22 protein-coding genes and 3 pseudogenes are annotated in these 19,915 nt (G+C 64.0%); 17 read left to right on the top strand and 8 right to left on the bottom strand.

Annotated features, from left to right (window positions below; all coding sequences use genetic code 11):
• Positions 1–411 (bottom strand): annotated as a pseudogene (locus AC1DKQ_RS17535) (hypothetical protein); the annotation flags it as partial.
• A gap of 539 nt (positions 412–950) precedes the next feature.
• Here AC1DKQ_RS17535 and AC1DKQ_RS17530 point away from each other — a divergent pair.
• The 14 genes and pseudogenes from AC1DKQ_RS17530 to AC1DKQ_RS17465 all read left to right on the top strand — a co-directional run bounded on the left by AC1DKQ_RS17530 (position 951) and on the right by AC1DKQ_RS17465 (position 11,515).
• Complete coding sequence (locus AC1DKQ_RS17530) at positions 951–1,790, top strand: alpha/beta fold hydrolase (RefSeq protein ID WP_476885575.1); 840 nt, start codon at positions 951–953, stop codon at positions 1,788–1,790.
• Between the two features lie 340 nt (positions 1,791–2,130).
• Positions 2,131–2,457 carry a YciI family protein gene (locus tag AC1DKQ_RS17525; protein ID WP_476885584.1) on the top strand — a complete coding sequence of 109 codons (327 nt, stop codon included), beginning with the start codon at positions 2,131–2,133 and terminating at the stop codon, positions 2,455–2,457.
• A 44-nt stretch (positions 2,458–2,501) separates the two neighbouring features.
• Positions 2,502–3,824: an RNA polymerase sigma factor gene (locus AC1DKQ_RS17520; RefSeq protein ID WP_476885574.1), complete on the top strand. Its 1,323-nt coding sequence runs from the start codon at positions 2,502–2,504 to the stop codon at positions 3,822–3,824.
• Positions 3,821–4,159: a YciI family protein gene (locus tag AC1DKQ_RS17515; protein WP_476885573.1), complete on the top strand. Its 339-nt coding sequence runs from the start codon at positions 3,821–3,823 to the stop codon at positions 4,157–4,159. Before AC1DKQ_RS17520 ends, AC1DKQ_RS17515 begins: the two co-directional genes overlap by 4 nt.
• A gap of 127 nt (positions 4,160–4,286) precedes the next feature.
• Positions 4,287–4,667, top strand: coding sequence for a VOC family protein (locus AC1DKQ_RS17510; protein ID WP_476885572.1), 381 nt, complete (start codon positions 4,287–4,289; stop codon positions 4,665–4,667).
• A gap of 469 nt (positions 4,668–5,136) precedes the next feature.
• Entirely contained in the window at positions 5,137–5,601 is a 465-nt protein-coding gene (locus AC1DKQ_RS17505) for an SRPBCC domain-containing protein (protein ID WP_476919692.1), read from the top strand.
• Complete coding sequence (locus AC1DKQ_RS17500; RefSeq protein WP_476885570.1) at positions 5,598–6,080, top strand: ArsR/SmtB family transcription factor; 483 nt, start codon at positions 5,598–5,600, stop codon at positions 6,078–6,080. The genes AC1DKQ_RS17505 and AC1DKQ_RS17500 overlap by 4 nt, the downstream gene beginning before the upstream one ends.
• Before the next feature lie 124 nt (positions 6,081–6,204).
• Positions 6,205–6,564, top strand: a complete 360-nt coding sequence (locus tag AC1DKQ_RS17495) for a hypothetical protein (RefSeq protein ID WP_476885569.1) — start codon at positions 6,205–6,207, stop codon at positions 6,562–6,564.
• A 212-nt stretch (positions 6,565–6,776) separates the two neighbouring features.
• Positions 6,777–7,214 (top strand): annotated as a pseudogene (locus AC1DKQ_RS17490) (IS30 family transposase); the annotation flags it as partial.
• A gap of 691 nt (positions 7,215–7,905) precedes the next feature.
• A complete protein-coding gene (locus AC1DKQ_RS17485; RefSeq protein ID WP_476885568.1) occupies positions 7,906–8,778 on the top strand; it encodes a pentapeptide repeat-containing protein in 873 nt (290 codons plus the stop codon).
• A 346-nt stretch (positions 8,779–9,124) separates the two neighbouring features.
• Positions 9,125–9,475, top strand: a complete 351-nt coding sequence (locus AC1DKQ_RS17480) for an ArsR/SmtB family transcription factor (protein WP_476885583.1) — start codon at positions 9,125–9,127, stop codon at positions 9,473–9,475.
• The gene (locus tag AC1DKQ_RS17475) at positions 9,468–9,938 is read left to right on the top strand and encodes an SRPBCC family protein (protein ID WP_476885567.1); all 471 of its coding nucleotides are present in this window, start codon (positions 9,468–9,470) and stop codon (positions 9,936–9,938) included. Before AC1DKQ_RS17480 ends, AC1DKQ_RS17475 begins: the two co-directional genes overlap by 8 nt.
• Positions 9,935–10,750 carry an alpha/beta fold hydrolase gene (locus AC1DKQ_RS17470; protein WP_476919691.1) on the top strand — a complete coding sequence of 272 codons (816 nt, stop codon included), beginning with the start codon at positions 9,935–9,937 and terminating at the stop codon, positions 10,748–10,750. Before AC1DKQ_RS17475 ends, AC1DKQ_RS17470 begins: the two co-directional genes overlap by 4 nt.
• Positions 10,751–10,801: 51 nt before the next feature.
• Positions 10,802–11,515 carry a DUF998 domain-containing protein gene (locus AC1DKQ_RS17465; RefSeq protein ID WP_476885565.1) on the top strand — a complete coding sequence of 238 codons (714 nt, stop codon included), beginning with the start codon at positions 10,802–10,804 and terminating at the stop codon, positions 11,513–11,515.
• Between the two features lie 194 nt (positions 11,516–11,709).
• Here AC1DKQ_RS17465 and AC1DKQ_RS17460 read toward each other — a convergent pair whose 3' ends face one another.
• A complete protein-coding gene (locus AC1DKQ_RS17460) occupies positions 11,710–12,171 on the bottom strand; it encodes a VOC family protein (protein ID WP_476919690.1) in 462 nt (153 codons plus the stop codon).
• Between the two features lie 21 nt (positions 12,172–12,192).
• On the opposite strand from AC1DKQ_RS17460, the pseudogene istA reads away from it, so the two are divergent.
• The 3 genes and pseudogenes from istA to AC1DKQ_RS17445 all read left to right on the top strand — a co-directional run bounded on the left by istA (position 12,193) and on the right by AC1DKQ_RS17445 (position 15,396).
• Positions 12,193–13,409, top strand: a pseudogene (gene istA / locus AC1DKQ_RS17455) (IS21 family transposase).
• Positions 13,409–14,197, top strand: coding sequence for an IS21-like element helper ATPase IstB (gene istB, locus AC1DKQ_RS17450; RefSeq protein ID WP_476919689.1), 789 nt, complete (start codon positions 13,409–13,411; stop codon positions 14,195–14,197). The pseudogene istA and the gene istB overlap by 1 nt, the downstream one beginning before the upstream one ends.
• 368 nt (positions 14,198–14,565) lie before the next feature.
• On the top strand, positions 14,566–15,396 hold the full coding sequence (locus tag AC1DKQ_RS17445; protein ID WP_476919688.1) for a phosphotransferase: 831 nt from the start codon (positions 14,566–14,568) through the stop codon (positions 15,394–15,396).
• Positions 15,397–15,764: 368 nt separating this feature from the next.
• Here the strand turns inward: AC1DKQ_RS17445 and AC1DKQ_RS17440 are convergent, their stop codons facing one another.
• From AC1DKQ_RS17440 to AC1DKQ_RS17415, 6 genes are all read right to left on the bottom strand, one after another.
• Complete coding sequence (locus tag AC1DKQ_RS17440; RefSeq protein WP_476919687.1) at positions 15,765–16,328, bottom strand: GNAT family N-acetyltransferase; 564 nt, start codon at positions 16,326–16,328, stop codon at positions 15,765–15,767.
• Positions 16,329–16,466: 138 nt separating this feature from the next.
• Positions 16,467–16,937, bottom strand: a complete 471-nt coding sequence (locus AC1DKQ_RS17435) for an SRPBCC domain-containing protein (protein ID WP_476919686.1) — start codon at positions 16,935–16,937, stop codon at positions 16,467–16,469.
• Positions 16,938–16,947: 10 nt separating this feature from the next.
• The gene (locus AC1DKQ_RS17430; RefSeq protein WP_476919685.1) at positions 16,948–17,592 is read right to left on the bottom strand and encodes a dihydrofolate reductase family protein; all 645 of its coding nucleotides are present in this window, start codon (positions 17,590–17,592) and stop codon (positions 16,948–16,950) included.
• Position 17,593: 1 nt separating this feature from the next.
• The gene (locus tag AC1DKQ_RS17425) at positions 17,594–17,932 is read right to left on the bottom strand and encodes an ArsR/SmtB family transcription factor (RefSeq protein WP_476919684.1); all 339 of its coding nucleotides are present in this window, start codon (positions 17,930–17,932) and stop codon (positions 17,594–17,596) included.
• Between the two features lie 813 nt (positions 17,933–18,745).
• Complete coding sequence (locus AC1DKQ_RS17420) at positions 18,746–18,910, bottom strand: hypothetical protein (protein WP_476919683.1); 165 nt, start codon at positions 18,908–18,910, stop codon at positions 18,746–18,748.
• Between the two features lie 241 nt (positions 18,911–19,151).
• Complete coding sequence (locus tag AC1DKQ_RS17415) at positions 19,152–19,370, bottom strand: hypothetical protein (protein ID WP_476919682.1); 219 nt, start codon at positions 19,368–19,370, stop codon at positions 19,152–19,154.
• Positions 19,371–19,915 lie beyond the last annotated feature (545 nt).

Below are 19,915 nucleotides of genomic sequence, written 5' to 3'. Positions count from 1 at the left end.
CCGCCGTGCGACCGGTCCGCCGCGGTCCAGTTCCCAGAAGACCAGGGCGAACGCGATGACGTTTGTTACCCAGATCTGCAGTGCTGCCAGAAGGAGCGTGCGCCCGTCGCCGCTGCCGGAGTCGGTCAGCAGAATGATGAGCTGCACCAGGGCGATGCCGTTGGCGGCGACGAGGAGGAGTGCCTGGCCCGTGGCTAATCGTTTGGACCAGCGCGTCTCTTTGTGCAGGCGGCGGGGGTTGAGGATCAGCAGGGGAATCAGCATCACGAGTCCGATTCCCACCACCGTGTAGCGGATGGCCGGCAGGAAGGCGCTGGGAAGGGCGGCATAGAGGCCCAGCGCGATGAGCAGCCCGATTACGGCCGGCCAGCGGTGTTCGGCGCTGTCCTTCAGGTTTGCGGTCTCAGACATCCACCGAGTCTAGGCAAAGCTGCCGTGCATCCCGGTCCGGGCGCGCACTGAGCCCAGAGCAGATGGCCGTCTGGCTTGAGGGAACGTCGGGTCAGGTGGCCCAACTCGGGTGCGAAAAGCCCACGCAAGAAACTCCCACCGGATTGAGATGCTGGTTTCCGTTGCGCTCCAAACTGTGACGGGCGTCCGCTGGCGAATTCACCGCGGAATCTGCAGTCACGTGCCGATGTACCGGCTCACCGCAGGCTGAGGCATCGCTAACGGCCCGAGGAGGAGAACAGGCTAAACAGCGTGGCGAATCGAGCCAGATAACTCTGCCGCCGGCTTCTGGTCAGTCTTCGGCCCCGTGATCTTTGACGTCGGATACCAAGGGTCATTTCCGTACACGCCCCCTCGAAGTTTGGCTCCCACTTCCAGGCTCCCCGTCAGTTGGCGCCGCGGGCGGACTTGGGGTCGTGGCGTTTCGCAATCCCGTTGGATCTGTTTCAGCTGCTTACAGGGAGTGGGTGTTAGGGTGAGCTTTCCTTTATGAGGACGGCATGAACTTCAGCATTCCCCGAACCGGCCTGACATCCGGCACTGAAGAACAGGACCTGCAAATGATTGACTTCCAGAGCTCGGTGGACGGCACGAAAATCGCCTTCGAGCGGACGGGTGAAGGGCCAGCCCTGATCATTATCGGCGGTGCATTGAACAGCCGACGTTCGGCTGACGTGCTGGTGCCTTGGCTGGCCCCGCACTTCACCGTCTACGCGTATGACCGTCGCGGGAGAGGCGAGAGCTCGAACACGCTTCCCTACAGCCCCGGCCGTGAAATAGAGGATTTGGAAGCGCTGATAGCCGCGGCAGGCGGTTCGGCCTACGCCTACGGACACTCTTCGGGTGCCATCCTGGCTCTAGAAGCAGCGGCTGCCGGAGCGGGCATCTCCAAACTGGCGGCCTACGAACCGCCATATCTGACCGGGCATGCCCCCGAAGGACCTTGGGAAAATTTCAGGGACCGGGTCCAGGCGGCACTGAACGAGGGAGACCGGGAAGGTGCCGTGGAACTGTTCATCCGCCATACGGGCTCCGATTTCGACGAAGGAATCAAAACGATGCCGTGGTGGCCCGCGCTCCTCAGCGTTGCCCCGACCCTGCCGTATGACCTCACCCTGACAAGCGACGGAATCGTCCCGGAGAGGCTGTCGAACATCCAGGTCCCCACCCTCGGAATCTACGGTGGCGCGAGTCCGTCCTGGGCTGGGAATGCCATCAATGCCGTCGCCGCAGCCGTTCCTGGCTTGAAAAAAGAAAAGCTGGACGGCCAAGACCACGCAGTCGCCAGCGATGCTGTCGCACCGGTGCTGATCAAGTTCTTCAACAGCATTCCAGCCTAGGCTGGCATCCGACCCAATCCGCCGGCGCGCATCGCAGCGGGCGCGGAGCAACGAGCCTTTCACGGGACCGCTCTTCGGGCGCAGTGCGTATGTTCGCGCCGGTGCGCGAGATCCTGGACATCGTCTTTCGTGGCGAGGTGATCTCCTTGCCGGTGGTATCCCGGGCGGGAAGCTGTTCGCTGTCGAGGACATATGAGCCGCGTTGATTATGTGCTGAGTCGACCCGGCTGATGCTTTGAGGATGGCCCCGGAAAAGAATTTCTTATCAGGTGTCCTTTTGGCGGCCTCCCGGGCGTCGTAGTGGTGTAACAACGGAGAAGAAGGAGACATCGTGGAGTACATGCTTTTCATTTGTAGCGATCCGACCGCGCCGGAATATGTGGCCGCCGAGGACAACATTGTCGAATGGGGGGCCGAGATGGAAGCGCGGGGCGTCGCCCGTCACGGTGACCGGCTGCGTCCTGTCGAGGACGCAACAACGGTAGTGGTGCGTGGGGGCGAGGTGGTGGTCTCTGATGGGCCGTTTGCGGAGACGAAGGAATGGATCGCGGGCTATGACATCATCGCTTGTGCGGATCTTGATGAGGCTGTCGAGGTTGCGTCCAAGCACCCCATGGCCCGGTTCGGCAAGATCGAGATCAGGCCCGTGTGGCCGCTCGGGGAGTAGCCGTTCGCCCGGACGCCGGCGTCGATGATCGAGGCAGAGATGCCGTGGCGCCGGAGCTGACGGACGTGCGTGCCGTCGTGGAGGCCGCCTCCGCCGGCGAGACGGCACGGATCACCGCAGCCCTCATCCGCATCACGGGCGACTGGGGCCTGGCCGAGGATTGTGTCCAGGATGCGTTCGCCAGGGCCCTCGTCGACTGGCCGGAGCACGGCGTTCCCAGGAACCCCGGGGCCTGGCTGACAACCGTGGCCAAGAACAAGGCAATTGACCGCATGCGGAGCGCCGCCAGCGAAAGGAGGGCGGTCCGTGAGCTCGCCATTCTCACCGCGCTCGAAGGGCTCGAAGACGAGGCCACAGGGGCGGCTGCAGAGGATGACACGCTGCGGCTGATTCACACCTGCTGCCACCCGGCCCTCCCGCTCGATGCCCGGGTGGCCCTGACTCTGCGCACCGTCGCGGGGCTGGCGACCGCTGAGATCGCCCGGGCATTCCTGGTCTCGGAAGCAACCATGGCCAAACGGCTCGTTCGGGCCCGGGCGAAGATACGCGATGCCGGGATCCCCTACCGGGTGCCGCCGCCGCAGCTGATATCCGAACGCACCGCCGGAATCCTGGCCGTGCTGTATCTGATGTTCAACGAAGGGTACTCGGCCACCGGCGGCACCTCGCTGATCCGCGAACCACTCGCCCGGGAAGCGATTCGCCTGACCCGGCTGCTGGTTGCGTTGCTCAACAGGTCACCGCAGGAACCCGAGGCCCGGGGCCTCCTTGCGCTCATGCTGTTCCACCATGCCCGGCGGGGGACGCGGACGGACGCCGCTGGGGACCTGGTGACCCTTGAGGAGCAGAACCGCGGATTGTGGGACAAGGTTGCGGTCGCGGAGGCTGCGGCGCTGCTCGCGGCCGCGGATCAAATGGGCGTTGCACGCCGTTCCCGGCCCGGTAGCTACCGTGTGCAGGCCGCCATTGCTGCCTGCCACATGAACGCCCCGGACTCTGGCAGCACGGACTTCGCCCGGGTGGCACAGCTGTATGACCGCCTTGCGCAAATTGCGCCGTCACCGGTCATCGAGCTGAACCGGGCCGTTGCCGTCGCGATGTCCCAGGGACCGGAAGCAGGGCTTGCTCTCATCGACCAACTGGACCGGACACGGTCACTCGATGGGTACTACCTCCTGCCCGCGGCGAAGGCTGATCTCCTGCGCCGCCTTGGCAGAAAGACAGAGGCCCGCTGCGAGTATCAGCGGGCCCGCGACCTCGCTCCCTCCGAGGCCGAGCGCCGCTACCTCTCCAAACGCCTGGCCGAGACAAGCGCCGGGTCCCCGTCTCCACCTGACCCCGGCACCGCCCTGAAGGAGAAGAAATGAAACACCTCATGCTGATCCCAAACAACGCTGAGACCTGGAACGCACTCTCCCCGTCCGAGATCGAGGCGATCATGCAGGCGCATACCTCGTTGCAGCAGGAACTCAGGGCATCGGGTGAGTTCGTGGAGGCTCATGAGCTCGGTGAAGAGGCGAAGTTCGTAAGAAATAGCGGCGACACCTGTACCGTGACCGACGGTCCGTACCTTGAGACGAAGGAAATTGTGGCCGGCTACTACATCGTCGACTGTGTGGACATGGCCCGCGCCGTGGAAATCGCCGGCAAGTTGGGAGAGGCCAAGCTTTGGCCGATCGAAATACGCCGGATCGACCCCTGACCTGCGTAACGGCCATGAAATGGTTGTGATCAGAGCTCCGCCGCGCCGCGTCGTCACAACCGGGCCGGAAGCCGGAACGGGCCCATCCCGAGATCCAAGCATCATTGACGAGAATTAGGAGAGATAAATGCGCGTACAAATGAAATTGGAACTGGTACCGCTGCCGGTGGCAGACGTAGAGCGGAGTAAGACCTTCTACACGGACACCATCGGCTTCAATTTGGATCATGACGTGCAGCCCGGGAACGGCATGCGGATCGTGCAGCTCACGCCGCCTGGTTCCGCATGCTCCATTGTCATCGGCTCCGGAATGGCCAACAGCAGCCCAGAAGCCAGCACGGTCAAGGGCTTGCATCTGGTCGTCGAAGACATCGTTGCGGCGCGCGAGGAACTCCTGAACCACGGGGCTGCCGTGACCGAAATAGAGGACATGGGAGGCGTCAAGTTCGCGTACTTCAGCGATCCCGACGGCAACTCGTGGGCGCTACAAGAAATCGGACAGATGTGAGCCCCCGCCGCGACGCAACCGGCGATGAGCCCCGGCCAGGGCGGCTCACACCGACGCCGGCGCCCTCGCAGCAACCCTGCCGGACACCTACCCACTCCTGCGAATCGTGCGCACACGTTACCTACGCTCACTCCATTGACCGTGGCCTCCATCCGGTAGATCGAAGTCGAGATCAAGGTCCTGCGGTGCTCTGAGGCGCCGCCAGGTTGAGGCGACACCGGCGCTGGGCAGGGCCGAAGCAGGCCCAACGCGCCTCGGGAGCGGACCTGATTCGTCAGGAAGGCGGCCGCGGACGATCACGAGCCAGGAGAACGAATCCTCTGGCGGTGTCGGGCCCCGTCATCATACGGGCTCGGTTCCGTCGCGGCGGCGGGTGGCGCCGCAGAGTTTTCTACTTCCAAGCCTGCAACCAATGGTTGCGCGTATCGGTGATATGCAACCAAAGGTTGCGAAATGATAGGGGAGCGGGATGGAGTACGGCAGCATCGAACGGGAGATCCACATCGAAGCGGCACCTGAGTTGGTGTATAAGGTAATCAGCACGCCAGAACACCTGCGGCAGTGGTGGCCGGACGAGGCAGAGCTCGAACCCGTTCCCGGTGCCATTGGGATTATCTCGTTTGGCGACAGGTCCGCGCCGGAGGCAAAGTTCGTTTCACTGACGGTGGTGGAGGCCGACCCGTCCCGGCGGTTTTCCTTCCGATGGGTGTACGAGGACGGTGCGACTGCGACGTCGGCCAACTCGCTCCTGGTGACCTTCGACCTGATCCCATCGGGCGAGGGAACGCTGCTGCGCTTCACCGAGACGGGGTTCCGAGAGAAGGGGTGGGAGTCGGCCGTGCTCGAGGAGCATTACCGCGACCACGCCAATGGCTGGGACCACTTCCTGCCCCGGCTCGTCACCTACTCCGCACGGCTGGTGTCGGCGCCATGAGCGTCGCCGTCGACGACGAGCTCTGGTCGGCGGTGGGCGACTCAACCCGACGCCGGATGCTGGACCTGCTGCTGACCAACAGCGGCGGCACAGCAACCACGCTGAGCAAACAGCTGCCGGTCACGCGGCAGGCGGTCGCCAAACACCTTGGCGTGCTCCATCGCGTCGGACTGGTCCAGGCCAGGACGTCGGGGCGGGAACGCGTGTACGTGGTGAGCCACGCTCAGCTGGCCCGCGCGGTCGCGGAGCTGTCCTCGGTCGGGGCCAGCTGGGACGCCCGGCTGCAGCGCATCAAGGGAATGGCCGAAGCAATCCAGCAAAGTCGCGAAGACTCAGGCCCGGCGGGTGAACACCGCAAAAGCCGTGACGGTGCCGGCCAAACAGACACGAACACACCGGCGCATAGGAGAAATGAAGGATCTAGATGTCGGACTTCACCGCCACCGTTGCCGTATAGCGGACCCCCGGGAAGCATTTGAGGCCATCATGAACGTCCGCGGTTGGTGGTCCTAGGCGTTCGAGGGGGTCACCGACCAGGTCGGGGGCGAGTTCAAGTACCGGTACCAAGGCGTTCATCGTTGCACCATCCGCGTCACCGCACTCGTGGCCGGCCGGAAAGTTGAATGGCTCGTCCTGGATAATTACTTCAACTTCATCCACGACCAGGCCGAATGGAAGAACACCCGGATCGTCTTCGAGATTTTCCCAACGGAGAAAGGGGCCGAAGTCCACTTCAAGCACCTCGGCCTGGTCCCGGGGAACGCGTGTTACAACGTGTGCTACATCGTCTGGGGCGGCTATCTGGGCGGCAGCCTGCGGAACCTGATCAACAACGGCGAAGGGCAGCCCAACCTGAGGGGGGCCGGTAGCGCCCCGACACACCAGCACGTTGCCGCCGTGTTGCGCGGCGGGGCCCTAGGTCAAGCCATCGGCCAGGCTGGCATCGGGGATGGGAATGGCTGATATGACCGCCAATCCAGGCAGCAGCGTCCTGAACGCAGATGTCCGTAGAGTGTCCCGGCCTCACGGCATCAGAAAGGGGCTGCAGCTGCTCGAACTGCGGCCTAGCAGTGAGAACTGCAATGCGCCGTTGCCGCCGGAATCGTTCCGGGCGCGCATTTGTTTGATGAATGCGAACAGATTTCGCTTCTGCGCGGAAAGGAATCGGTCCGTACTACCGGGCCACGCCCGCACAGGCCAGAGCCCAGGCCCGGGCCGCCCGGCCGAAGATCGCTAAGCTCAAGAGCAACGAACGGCTGCGCACGGAAGTCGAAGAACGGCTCGGCAAGAAGGATTCACCGGTCCAGATAGCCGGCCGGCTGCGGCGAGATTTCCCGAGTGACCCGGAGATGTGGGTGGCACACGAAACGATCTACCAGTCCGTCTATATCGAGTCCCGGGGCGGCCTGAAGCGGGAACTGGCAAGGAACCTGCGCATGGGACTGACCTTGCGCAAACCCCAGCGCCGCCCCGATGAGCGCCGCGGCAGGATCGAGGATATGGTCAGGATCGCCGACCGCCCCGCAGCGGTCCAGGACCGGGCCGTTCCCGGGAATTGGGAGGGGGACCTGATTGTAGGCAAGGACGGCAAGAGCGCCATCGCCGCACTCGTCGCGGCAAAGCCGATATTGGTGATGCTGGCTCCGACACTCCCCACCTCCCTGATTGCCTTATGTCTGACAAGGATCGCCAACGCGCTTTTCTTCGCTGCAACACTCGCCGCACGCAGTGAGTACGCACCCATCGAAGCCAGCGGCCAAGTCTTCATCTGGGTGGGCGCGCTCAAGATCGCTGCAGGATGAGCCGGGACGGCCGTCGCGGTGCAACCATCGCACCACAGCTCTGGGCCGCATTTGCTGGCGACAGCCCTCACAGCAGCAGCCGCAACGTCCAGCATCATCGAGCAATCCCGTCCACGACGGTCCAAGCCCTAGCCCGCCCGACTTCAGCAACATCCTCACTCGACGGCCCGCAGCCCCCGCGGGCGTGTATCCGGCGCACGCCAAAAAGCGCTCCCAAAACCATGCCAATTACTTCAGCAAGTCACAAAGCATCTGTACGGGATTTTTCGCGGCGGGGGGAGCGGGTCGAGGGTGTCGCGGTGGGGGACCGGCTTATGGGCAGGTGAGATGTGATGCTACGTTTGACGGCAGTGACATTCTTACTTTCTCTGTGACCCAGAGTCGATGCAGCGGTTCCCGGTCGCTTCCCTCGGAAGCGGTGATTCCGTGTGCCCTCGAAGGGGACACCCTCATGAGTTCCCTGGCAGCCGGCCCCTCACCGAATTCGTCTAGAGATGATCACATGCCCTTCATATCAAGCGACTCCACCGCACCGTCCTCACCTGCCCTTGAGCGGGAATCACTGCGCCCTGATTGTGCCAGCTGCTTCGCCCTCTGCTGCACTGCCCTAGGCTTCTCCCGCACCGCGGACTTCGCCATCGACAAACCAGCAGGAACTCCCTGCAAGAACCTTGCCTCCGACTTCTCCTGCACTATCCACGACCGCCTGCGCCCGCGAGGCTTCCGAGGATGTACCGTCTTCGACTGCTACGGAGCCGGCCAAAACGTCTCCCAGAACCTCTTCGGAGGAATCAGCTGGAAAGCAGATTCAGTAACAGCGAGCGACATGTTCGCCGCGTTCAAAGTCGTCCGGCAACTCCACGAAATGCTCTGGTATCTGATCGAAGCTACCAGCAGGACATTCGATCCGGACACCTCGCACCAGATCAGCGAGCTCAGGATGACAATCGAATATGCGATGGCCGAAACGCAGCAGATCCTGTTCCTGGACCTCGGCGATATGCATACCAGGGTTCGGTCCGTACTGATGGATGTCAGCGAAGAAGTGAGGTCCTCATACCTTGCAACCGGTGATGATCACCTAGATGCTGCGCTTGTCCCGGGAGCGGACCTCATGGGTAAGAAAATGAAGTCCAGATCGCTGTTTGGTGCGGACCTTCGAGGCGCCTATCTCATAGCTACAGACCTGCGAGACTGCGACCTCTCAGGCGCCGACCTCCTCGGCGCTGACCTCAGAGATGCCCGTCTCGAAGGAGCCGATCTTTCCAAAACCCTCTATTTGACACAGGCCCAACTCAACGCCGCCCGAGGCGACGCGCACACGCGCCTGCCCTCCGACCTCAACAGTCCTGGTCATTGGCCCACCAACAAGTGAAGGCGACGCAATAGTGCGCGCCTGCAGGCAACTAGACAGCAGTTGCCTGCAGGTCAGTACCGAAAACCTTCGGCGGAAATTGTCCGGCGGCCGACCCAGCAACGGTGGTCCATGAACGCGTAAATCAGGGATCCAACGCGGACAGCACCCTCATGCGATGCACTTGGTGGCACGGTCGATGGGATGGCCGTTGGAGGAGACGTCCGCGAGACCATTCTGGATTTGCTGCCCAGTGGGTCGGTCTCGACGGCCTGGCAGATTACTCACGCCCTTGTGCTTGACCCGGTACCCAGCGCAACCTATTCTAAAACCATTCGGTTATAAAACAGTTAGGTTATGGTGCGTGATGGTCGATCAGCTCAGTGCAGTGTTCGGCGCTTTGGCCGATCCAACACGGCGGGCGATTCTGCAGCGACTTGCAGAAGGTGACGCGCAGGTCTCGGATCTCGCGGCTCCTTTTCAAATTAGCCAGCCGGCAGTTTCCAAGCATCTGAAGGTGCTCGAGGGTGCCGGCCTGATCTCAAGGAGCCGGGTGGCGACTGCCCGGCTCAGTCACCTGGAGCCCGAGCGGTTGAGGGAAGCGAGTGAGTACATGGAGCGGTACAAGAAATTCTGGGGTGAGTCTTTTGACAAGCTTGACGGTGCCCTCGCGGCATTTCAGCGGGGCAACCATGAGGAAAGGGGACGCGATGTCTGAGCGCCAGCACGAGGTGACGGAGCATGATGTCTTCGTTTCGCGGTCCTTCGCCGCGCCCAGGGACGTGGTGTGGCGGTTCTGGACCGAACCTGAACTCCTCGCGACCTGGTTCGGGCCCGAAGGATTCAGAGTACCTGCCGAAAGCGTGAGGGTGGACCTGGTGGAGCAGGGCCGGTGGGAGCTGACCATGGTCGATGGCCCGACCGGGACCTCCCACCCTGTCCGGGGCCGCATTTTGGCTTTCCGGGTACCGGAATTCCTCGAGATTCAATTGACAGCGCAGACCGCTGCCGGGCCGGTGGACGACGTCGTTCTGCGGCTTCAGTTCCACGATCACGGCGACCGGACCCGCATGACCCTTCATCAGGGGCCCTTCACCGACGAGATCCGCGACATGACTCTCAACGGCTGGGTTCTCTCCTTCGCCAAACTCGACACCCTCCTTGAAAGGCACCGCCCGTGAAGACCACACTCCCCGAAACCCAGGTAAGCCAGATCACCTCTGCCGACGGAACTCCAATCTCCGTCGAGCACACCGGCACCGGAGCGGCACTCATCCTGGTCGATGGAGCATTCTGCGGCCGGTCCTTCGGCCCCGCCCGGGAACTCGCGACGAGACTTGCCGATTCCTTTACCGTGTACTTCTACGACCGCCGGGGCCGCGGCGACAGCGGTGACACGCAGCCGTATTCAGTGGAACGGGAAGTCGAAGACCTGGCCGCCGTGATCGACCACGCGGGCGGAAACGCCTTTGTCTACGGTATCTCCTCCGGCGCCGCCGTGGCCCTTGAAACCGCGGCCGCCGGCGTCCCGATGCGCAGGCTCGCCATCTACGAAGTCCCCTACACCGGAGTCGGGGACCGCGAGGGGGTGCCCGTCGACCACGCCAGCCACCTGAACGGACTGCTCGCCCAGGACAAGCGCGGCGCAATGGTGTCGTACTTCCTGGTCAAGATGATCGGCGTCCCGGCGTTCGTGCCGGTCTTGCTTCGCCTCATGCCCAGGGTGTGGAAGAGTCAAAAAGCCGCCGCCAACACCCTCCCCTACGAAATCGCCGTGCTGAACAATTTCACCGCACCCACGGACCGGCTGGCCAAGGTCGCCGTCCCCACCCTGGTCATGGTCGGAGGGAAGGCAGCCCCCGCCATGGCGGCCGCCCAAACAACAACAGCAAATGCCCTCCCTCACGCAGAGCGCAAAACCCTCGAGGGCCAGAGCCACCAGGTATCGGCCACGGTCATGGGAACAGAGCTCCGCAGCTTCTTCTCCGCCTGACCCAGCCGTACACTCCACCCCAATCCGCCCGCGCACATCCCGGAGTACACCATGCCCAAAATTAGCTCCCTAGAGGGGTCCCGCACGTCCCAGAGCAACGGATTCACCACCGGGGCGCTACTGGCCTGCGGCATCGCCGCCGGCCCGGTCTACCTCCTAATCGGATACGCCCAGGCGCTTCTTCGGCCCGGTTTCGACGCGGCCCATAACGACCTCAGCGTCCTCGCCAACGGCGAACTAGGGTGGGTCCAAGCCGCGAGCCTGATCATCACGGGGACCCTTACCTCGCTCTGCGCCCTCGGCATCCGCCGCGCACTCCATCCCGGGCGAGGGGCGACTTGGGGGCCGGCCCTTATCGGGCTCTACGGCGTCGGCCTGATCGGGGCGGGCATCTTCACCGCCGATCCCATGAATGGATTCCCTCCAGGCACACCCCCCGGACACCCCAGCTCCGGTTCTCTCCACGGTTTCATTCATTTCATTACATCCGGCGCAGGCTTCGTGTGTCTCATCGCGGGATGCTTCGTTCTATCACGCCGGTTCTACACCTCCGGAGACCGCCGGCTCGGTGCATTCTCCATCGCTGTCGGCGCCCTCTTCCTCGCCGCGTTCGCCGGCATCGCCAGCGGATCGACTTCCGCCGTCATCGTTCTCAGCTTCACCGCAGCAGTCATTCTCGCCTGGACGTGGCTGGCAATCACCGCCGCCCACCTACGACGAGCCAGCCGCCCACCAGTGCTGCCTGGCGGCGACGGACTCAGTTGACTCACCCCGCACCCGGAAGCCTTGCTCTCCATTTCATTCATGCTGAAGACCAGGGCCCGCCGGTCGACGGTGAGCCAGCCAAGTTGAGGCATTCTCCACGGCGACCTTTTCCGACGCGGCGCGCCCAAAGCAGCGCAAGGGACCGGCCTGGCCGGTCCCTTGCGTTTTACAGCTAAACCAGGTGCCGGCGGCAGTCAGCGCGTGGTCTCCTCGACCAGGGCGATGCGATTGCCGTCGGGGTCGCGGAAGTACGCCATCGGCGGCATCGGATCGCTCTCGCCGCCCCTCACATCCTCGAACTCGACGCCGCGCGAGCTGAACTCGGCCATGGCTGCCTCAAGGTTGGGCGTGTCGAAGCCAAACGGTGCTCTGCCACCAGGTTGCGGGTCCTCGTCGCTCATCGGCGGCACGAGGGCGATCACTGTATACGCGCCGACTGGAGCCACCTCGATCCAGCGAAAGCCCGCACCGACCTCGTTGTCCGTGCGCACCTCGAAGCCGAGCTTGTCGCGGTAGAACGCGAGCGAACGGGCCTGATCGCTCACCGTCAGGTACAAGGTGCCCCCACCGGGGATGTGCTGTGCGGTTGCTGTGTCGGTCATGCTGTCGGTGACGGTCGAAAACTGAGCCATTGTGATGGTTGAAAACTGAGCCACCTGTTCCAAACGATTGGGTGGGTGATCACAGTGGAGGATTGGGCGCTTATTCGGCGGTTGCATCTGGCCGAGGGTGAGTCGATGAGGTCGATAGCGGAGCGGCTGGGTATTTCCCGGAACACGGTCGCGAAAGCCGTCGGCGCTGACGGTCCGCCGACGTACGTGCGGGCGCCGCAGGACTCCGGGATCAAGGCGGTGGAACCGTCGATCAGGGCTCTGTTGAGGGAGAACCCGCGGATGCCGGCGACGGTGTTGGCGGAGCGTGTGGGCTGGGCCGGGTCTCCGGCGTGGTTTCGTGAGAACGTGGCCAGGATCCGGCCGGAGTATGCCCCGGCCGATCCCGCGGACCGGATCAGTTACGAACCCGGGGATCAGGCGCAGTGCGACCTGTGGTTCCCGGAGGTGCGGATACCCGTCGGTGCCGGGAAGCCGAGGGTTCTGCCGGTGTTGGTGATGGTGTCCTCGCATTCGCGGTTCATCATGGCCCGGATGATCCCGTCCCGGATGACCGGGGATCTGCTGGCCGGGATGTGGGAGCTGATCGGGACTTTGGGCGCGGTTCCGCGGAGGCTGATCTGGGACAACGAAACCGGCATCGGGCGGCGGAACAGCTACGCCGCCGCCGTCGCGGCGTTCGCCGGTGTCCTCGCGACCAGGATCGTGCAGGTCAAACCCTACGACCCGGAGAGCAAGGGCGTCGTGGAGCGGGCCAACCAGTTCCTGGAAACTTCCTTCCTGCCGGGACGGACCTTCACCTCACCGGAGGACTTCAACGCCCAGCTCGCGCAGTGGCTTCCGCTGGCCAATGCCCGGATCGTCCGGCGGACCGGCGCCCGGCCCACCGAGCTGCTTACCCAGGACAAGTTGGCCATGCTGGCGCTCCCGCCTGTTCCGCCCGTGACCGGATTCGCCGCGAGGGTCCGGCTCCCGCGGGACTACTACGTCCGGATGGGATCCAACGACTACTCCGTCCATCCGCAGGCGATCGGCAGATCGTCGACGTCACCGCTGACCTGGCAACAGTCACCATCAGCCTGGACGGCAGATGCGTCGGAAGCCACCCACGATCCTGGGGCGCAGGCCAGACGATCACCGACCCGGACCATGTCGAGGCTGCCCGGAATCTGCGGAAAGCCTTCCAGAACCCTGCACCGGCCGCAGACCCGGCCGGGCTGCGGGACCTGGCGGACTACGACCGGGCGTTCGGGGTCGTTCTCGATGACGGGCAGGTCGCCTGATGACCGAAGCGAAGGAAACCGCCGGCCAGATCGAGTACTACTCACGGGCAATGAAGGCACCAAGGATCCGGGAAGCGGCAGCGAGGCTCGCGGACCAGGCCCGCGAGGCCGGCTGGACCCATGAGGAATACCTGGCAGCGGTCCTGTCCCGGGAAGTCGCCGCCCGGGAAGCCTCCGGAGCCGAATCCCGTGCCCGGGCCGCCGGGTTCCCTGCCCGTAAATCGCTGGATGACTTCAGCTTCGACCACCAGCCCGGCCTCAAACGCGACACGATCGCGCACCTGGCCACCGGCTCGTTCCTCGCCGAAGCGTCCAACATCGTCCTGCTCGGCCCGCCCGGAACCGGCAAAACACACCTCGCGACCGGTCTGGGACTGCGGGCCACCCAGCTGGGCCACCGGGTCCTGTTCGCGACCGCCATCGACTGGGTCGCCCGGCTCCAAGCCGCTCACCAGGGCGGACGGCTGCCGCAGGAACTGGTCCGCCTGCGCCGCTACGGGCTGATCATCGTCGACGAGGTCGGCTACATCCCGTTCGAGCAGGACGCCGCGAACCTGTTCTTCCAGCTCGTCTCATCACGCTACGAGCACGCCTCGCTGATCCTGACCTCGAACCTTCCCTTCGCCCGCTGGGGTGACGTGTTCGGAGACCAGGTCGTCGCCTCGGCCATGATCGACCGCATCGTCCACCACGCCGAAGTCATCACCCTCAAAGGCTCCAGCTACCGGCTCAAACACGCACAGACAGACTCGCTGCCCTCGACAAGACCGGAAAATCAGGCAGAATAACCAACGTCAACGTGGCTCACTTTTCAACCCACGAAACGGCTCACTTTTCGACCATCGCTGACACATGCAGATACTCCCTCCGGGTGGAATGGCCCACCCCACTATGACGCTACGTGGCTGACGTGCTCGGCAATGCGCCCCAGCTGTGACTACTCGTCTCGCTTGAACACGTCTCGTTGCCAGTTATCCACTTGGCCCAGCGGGCTTCAGTCTGGGGAAGGGGTCAGACAAAGAACCCACCCTGCGGCTTGCAAGCCTATTGTGAGGTGATGGCTAACGACTTACGGGCGCAACAGCTCGTGGACTGGTGTGCCCGTCGGCTTGGTCCGGGCGAATTGGTCCCCTTGATTCCGGCTGCAGGGGGCCAGATGTCGAATATCTATCGTTACTTCATGGAAGGCACGTCGGCGGTAATCAAGGTCCGGTCCGGCTCTCTTGAACGGATCAAATGTTGCCTCGACATGCAGCGCATGGCAGCAAACGGTGGATTTCCCTGCGCTGCGCCGCTGGCGGACGCCGAGGCACTCGATGTGACAGCCATCGTTTCGGCTGAAGAATGGCGTCCCGGCGGAGAAATGCTCCGGGGGCACGATGGTGGCTCGGCCCGAGGCTCCTCTGTTCTTCTGGCCGAGCTCATGGCGCTCCTCGGACGGCGCCCCGGGCAGGCCCTGGATCCACCGCCGCCGTGGGTGCACTGGAATCCTCCCGGAGGCGGCCTGTGGCCCACGAACGGTCCAGTGGACAGGATGGATCAAACACTTGTGCCGGAATTCATCCGGGAGTGGGCCGTACGTACCGCGGCGCGACTGCGCCGATCGGCGCTGCCGCATGTCCTCGGCCACGGGGACTGGGAAGCCCAGAACATGAGGTGGAAGGATGGCCGCCCGTGGTCGGTTTATGACTGGGATAGCCTTGTTTGGCTCCCCGAGGCAGCCATCGTCGGGGCCGCGTCGGGTGCCTTCGCCAGCGCGGAGGTGCCCTCGTTGGCTCCGGTCGAGAGTTCACGCATTTTCATCGCCTCCTATGAGTCGGCCCGGGGCCGCGCCTTCACTCAGGACGAACTGGAGATTGCGTGGGCCGCCAGCATGTGGCCGGCCCTCCACAACGCACGCGGGGAATATCTCTTTCGCTCGGACCCGGTCGCATCCTTGGCAGTCATCGAGCAGGCCGAGGAACGCCTCAATCTCGCCCGGGCCTGAGGGCGGGGGAGGAACATGTTGGCTCATCAAAGGACCGGTCACGGTTCCTTGAATTCACCGCCCTGGACGTTTGATTCCAGAACTAACCGCCTGCGTGCGCCAGACTTAATCGGGTGGCAGACAGGTATAGGGCATGAGGCATCTATCGCAAGCCCGGCATGGCGTACTGCCTCGCCCACCAGCCGGCTCAGCTCGTCGGCGTCGGGCCGGACAATCACGTACTCGCGAGTGCGCACCTCGGAGTCGGCACGCGCGAGCCACGCCCTTCCCGCAGGCTCGATCGCGTTGTAGGCCAAGCCCCGGGAGAGCGCCCAGCCTCGGATCCAACGGGCGTTCAGGGCGGAGAGGCCGTCGTAGGGCGGCGTCTGTCATTGAGGGATAGGGGGTCGTGTGCTCAGCCATTCGGCACAAAGTATTGAAAATACCTCCTTGTCGTAACGATTCCCGTCGTAAACCCAGCTACTGCGAAGAACGCCGTCCGAACGGATACCCAGGCGCTGCGCGACAGCAACACTGCGGTCGTTGTCGGTGCGGCACCGCCATTCAACGCGAGACATCGCCCGCTCTACGAAGGCCCACTCCATGAGCAGTTCGGCTGACCGGGTGATGAGGCCGCCTCCGACAGCGTCGGGTTCGAGCCAGCAGCCGACCTCGCAGATGCCCCAGACGGGGTCAAACGTGACAAACATTACGCCTCCAACGATCTGGCCTTCGTCCCAGAGGCCATAGATGCGCGCTCCATCATTCGCGGTGGCTGTGGCGTAACGCTGAAGGGTAGCGCGTGCACCGTCGACGGTGTCGGTGACAAAGGTCGGTTCGACCCACGGCCCGATATGGTCTCTTGCCCTGCTCATATGTTCGGCAAACTCGCCGGCGTGCCATGTTTCGAGAGGCTTCAGGACGACCCCGTCTCGCACGACTGTTTCAAACATAGTTTCTCCAGAGGGTCTGCCCAGGGTTTGGTTGCCGCTGGGGGCGGGTGATTTTTCTCTGACGTGTGCGGCGGCTTCATGGCGGAGACTGAACCGGCTTCCGGTGTTTGAGCGCGCGAGCAGTCGCTGACAGGTGCGCTAGGTGCCCAACGCGAGGTAGTTGCCCAGAGCCTCGAGCAGGCCACGGGTGCCCTTCTCACGGACGTCGCTGTCAGCCCAGAACTGGTCGAAGAAGACACCGTGCTCGACGTGGGTGAACCGGGTGCCCTCCTCGATCGGGTCGAACTCCAGCGACGCCACCGACGTCGACGTGTGGATCCCGTCGAGCCACATGTCGTACGTCGTGACGATGCGGTCGTGCTCGACGATGTCGGTGTATGTGGCCTCGTACCGAGAGACTGGACCGTTGTGAAATTTGCCCTCAGCGACGTCCCGTCCGCCGACGCGGAAGTCGAAGGCCCAGTCGCGGGCCTCCATGCTGTTGCCGCCGCCCCACCAGCCCAGCTTCTGCTTCTCGTCAGCGAACGCGCCCCAAACGCGCTCGACAGATGCCGGGTAGTCGCGGGTCAGGGTAAAACCGGAGCGGGCGAGTCGTCGTTCGATCGTCATGAGTACGTTCCTATCGCGTCAGGGTGAGGTGGATCGTGCCGCTTTCGGCCACTTCCGTCGTTACTTGGTGGGTCAGCTCGAAGGCGGCCAGGTCATCCCACAGCCGGTTGCCCGCGCCGAGGAAGATCGGGGCCACTGTGAGGTGCAAGTCGTCAACCAGGCCGGCGCGCAGGAAGTCACGCGCGGTGCCGTAGCCGCCGCCCACTCGGATGTCCAGGTCACCGGCGGCCTCGGCCGCCTCGGCGAGCACGTCCTCAATTGTGGTGCTGCGGAAGTGGAACGTAGTTCCGCCCTCCATCGGGATCGACGGACGCGGTGCGGTGTGGGTGAGGACGTAGACCGGGGTCCCGAACGGCGGCCTGTTACCCCACCAGCCTTTCCAGTCCGGGTCGTCTGGAAATGCGTGGAGTCCGAACATGCCCGCTCCCATGATCTCGGAGCCGACGCCCTCGAAGGACGCGACGGCGTGTCGATCATCGACGCCGGTCGTTCCAGCGCCGCTGGTCTCGCCGAACACTTTCTCGCGGAACGTTCGGGTCGCGGCGTACGTCTCCGTGAGGCGCCCCCAATCGCTGCCCATCGGATTGTTGGGCGTCGGGTCGGCTGGCGTATATCCGTCCAGTGAGGTGAACAGGTCCATGCGAACGCGGGTCATATCAGATTTCCTTCGGGTTTGTGAGGGTGAGGTGGATGCCGAGCCGGTCGGCTTGGTGTTCTGCGGGTGTTCGCTGCTCGCCGAGCCACAGGTGCAAAACGTCCAGGGCGCCTGGGCGCAGGCTCACGGTGCGGACGCGTCCGAGCTTCTCCGACGTGACCACTCCCGCGTTCTCGAGGACGCGCAAGTGCTGCATGAGCGACGGCAACGCCATCCCGAACGGTGCCGCGAGTTCGGACACGACCGCTGGGGACTTCGCCAATCGCTCCACGACGGCTCGGCGCGTGGGATCCGCGAGAGCGCGGAGCACGGAGTCGAGCTCTTCGTAATACTTAGGCACAAACCTAAGTATTTGTGTGGAGGAGGGGTTTGTCAATCGATTCCTGCACAAGCGTTGCGAGCCGTGACACCGAACATGGCTCATGCGAAGGCCTCGGCTCGGTCGCAGAGCGGACGTTTGGCCAAGAAGAAACCCCCGGCGCCCGGTGGGGGCCACGAGTGTCCGAATGCCGGCTCCGGGCAGGCCCGATGCGTCTGGAAGTGAGCAAACCGCCTGACGCTGGCCTTCCTCGCCTTTCTGGCCCCTCTGACCCGCCCGCTAAATCGTCCGTTCAGGGCTCGGCTTACGGGCAGAGCTGCCTCCTGGTGCTTCAGCGGGGCACCACGTCATTGAAAGGGATCACTTTGTCATGCTGCTCGCGGAGGCGGAACTAGTGTGCGCGTTGCGTGCGGCTTGGTGCTGGCGAAGATATCCGGTTTCGGCAGCGGGCTGCCGTGGGCCACCGCATCGATCCAGTGCTTAGTAGTCGCCACGGAGGCAAAACGTGATTGAAGGACCAATAGGCTTTGTGCAGCTCTTCTGCCGTCAGCGAGCCGGCGTGGTTTGCCATTTCAAGAGTGCCGGTGGCGTCGGGGAGGAACTCAACGCCCAGACCCCGGTGTGCCGCGTCCGGACGGGCTCGGGCACGTCGATGCCAGTACGGCGGAATATGTTGTCCATGGCGATCTCCTAGCTGATTTGCGGTCTGATCCGCGGTGTCGGCGCGGTGCGGCCAGCCAGAGGTATTTACTGGGGGCCAACAGAGTCTCTTCCCGGTCCGATGTCGCGGCCGGAGCCCGGTCAGATCAGCAGCGGCAGTCCGAATCGTGTGGGTCAGACCCCGCGCCGTCCGCGGGAACGGTTCATCAGGAGCATGATGACGGCGACGATCAGCAGGATCGGGGCAACCCAGAGCAAAAAGCTGACTGCTTTGACTGTTCCTCCGATGATGAGAAAGATGACGGCGACGGCAATGACAATCCAGAGAAGCGTGCTCATGATTCTGCCCGCCTTTCCTAATGTTTTTAGGGCCGGGATGTCTCCCAATTCCTGATGCTACAACTGCGGCGTTTGCCGCACCAGCGGCCCCGGGAGGTTCCGAGCGGCGGCAGGTGGACGACGGTTTCCGCCCACCAGGTTCCCCTGAAAGCGCTGCCGCTGGTTCAGGCCGGGCTTGATGTCGCCTGCCCGCCGCGCCGGCCCAGGTCCGGTGAGGAAAGTATTGGGCTGATGCGGCCGGCTAGTCGTCAGTGGATCTTTCAACTGCCGGGGAATGTACTCCGGCCGGGCGGCGGGCCTCCTTGAGACGGCGTGCGAGCTTCTCTTCAGCGTCCGCACGCCGTTGCCCGATGGTCCGCATCTGGTGTGTGGTCAGGTCCTCGCGGGGCCCCTGATGTCCGGCCCGTTGTGCCCACCCGGCCCTGACGGCGCCCGGGCCGGGTTCGGTGTGTTCGCTCATGAACGCATCGTCGCACACGATCTTCCTGGGCCAAAGGCACAATATGGCAACGTTGCGGAATCCGGAAGGACGACCCGAACGGGGCCATCCGGCCAGGTTCCTGGCCCAACTGTAGGTTCCGGCGCCGGGCATCGGCTGGGTGGTGGGTCGCGCTGTCAGGATCCCGGACGGCGGCTCTCCCTTTAGGTGCGCTTTTTGAAGAGGCCTTGGAAGACATTTCCGGGGCGTTGCATCTCGCCGTGCTGGGCTCCGGTGACACCACGACTTCGCCGGTATCCTCGATGGCCTTCACTGTGCGCAGCTACTGACAGGGTTGCCTGCTGCACGCTCGTGGTGCGGCGGAAACTCCTGGCCTGACGTCGTTGAGCCCATCGCGGCAGATGCCGGCACTCGCGTGCGGAAAGCCTCCGGAGCCGAAGCCTGCGCCCGGGCGGCCGGCTTCCCTGCCCGCAAATCGCTCGAGGACTTCAGCTCCGACCACCAGCCCGGCCTCAAACGCGACACCATCGCGCACCTGGCGACCGGCGCGTTTCAGGGTGCCCCTC

This window comes from Arthrobacter sp. 05L421, from assembly GCF_056397785.1.
This window is presented reverse-complemented; position numbering and strand designations above follow the sequence as displayed.

Bases quoted from the DNA above. Each gene is read 5' to 3' on its own strand.
- AC1DKQ_RS17530 (WP_476885575.1), top strand. From the start codon at position 951: ATGAACTTCAGCATTCCCCGAACCGGCCTGACATCCGGCACTGAAGAA.
- AC1DKQ_RS17445 (WP_476919688.1), top strand. From the start codon at position 14,566: ATGTCGAATATCTATCGTTACTTCATGGAAGGCACGTCGGCGGTAATC.
- AC1DKQ_RS17525 (WP_476885584.1), top strand. From the start codon at position 2,131: ATGCTTTTCATTTGTAGCGATCCGACCGCGCCGGAATATGTGGCCGCC.
- AC1DKQ_RS17515 (WP_476885573.1), top strand. From the start codon at position 3,821: ATGAAACACCTCATGCTGATCCCAAACAACGCTGAGACCTGGAACGCA.
- AC1DKQ_RS17415 (WP_476919682.1), bottom strand. From the start codon at position 19,370: ATGAGCGAACACACCGAACCCGGCCCGGGCGCCGTCAGGGCCGGGTGG.
- AC1DKQ_RS17420 (WP_476919683.1), bottom strand. From the start codon at position 18,910: ATGAGCACGCTTCTCTGGATTGTCATTGCCGTCGCCGTCATCTTTCTC.
- istB (WP_476919689.1), top strand. From the start codon at position 13,409: ATGACCGAAGCGAAGGAAACCGCCGGCCAGATCGAGTACTACTCACGG.
- AC1DKQ_RS17435 (WP_476919686.1), bottom strand. From the start codon at position 16,937: ATGACGATCGAACGACGACTCGCCCGCTCCGGTTTTACCCTGACCCGC.
- AC1DKQ_RS17475 (WP_476885567.1), top strand. From the start codon at position 9,468: ATGTCTGAGCGCCAGCACGAGGTGACGGAGCATGATGTCTTCGTTTCG.
- AC1DKQ_RS17510 (WP_476885572.1), top strand. From the start codon at position 4,287: ATGCGCGTACAAATGAAATTGGAACTGGTACCGCTGCCGGTGGCAGAC.
- AC1DKQ_RS17500 (WP_476885570.1), top strand. From the start codon at position 5,598: ATGAGCGTCGCCGTCGACGACGAGCTCTGGTCGGCGGTGGGCGACTCA.
- AC1DKQ_RS17480 (WP_476885583.1), top strand. From the start codon at position 9,125: ATGGTCGATCAGCTCAGTGCAGTGTTCGGCGCTTTGGCCGATCCAACA.
- AC1DKQ_RS17430 (WP_476919685.1), bottom strand. From the start codon at position 17,592: ATGACCCGCGTTCGCATGGACCTGTTCACCTCACTGGACGGATATACG.
- AC1DKQ_RS17440 (WP_476919687.1), bottom strand. From the start codon at position 16,328: ATGTTTGAAACAGTCGTGCGAGACGGGGTCGTCCTGAAGCCTCTCGAA.
- AC1DKQ_RS17505 (WP_476919692.1), top strand. From the start codon at position 5,137: ATGGAGTACGGCAGCATCGAACGGGAGATCCACATCGAAGCGGCACCT.
- AC1DKQ_RS17485 (WP_476885568.1), top strand. From the start codon at position 7,906: ATGCCCTTCATATCAAGCGACTCCACCGCACCGTCCTCACCTGCCCTT.
- AC1DKQ_RS17465 (WP_476885565.1), top strand. From the start codon at position 10,802: ATGCCCAAAATTAGCTCCCTAGAGGGGTCCCGCACGTCCCAGAGCAAC.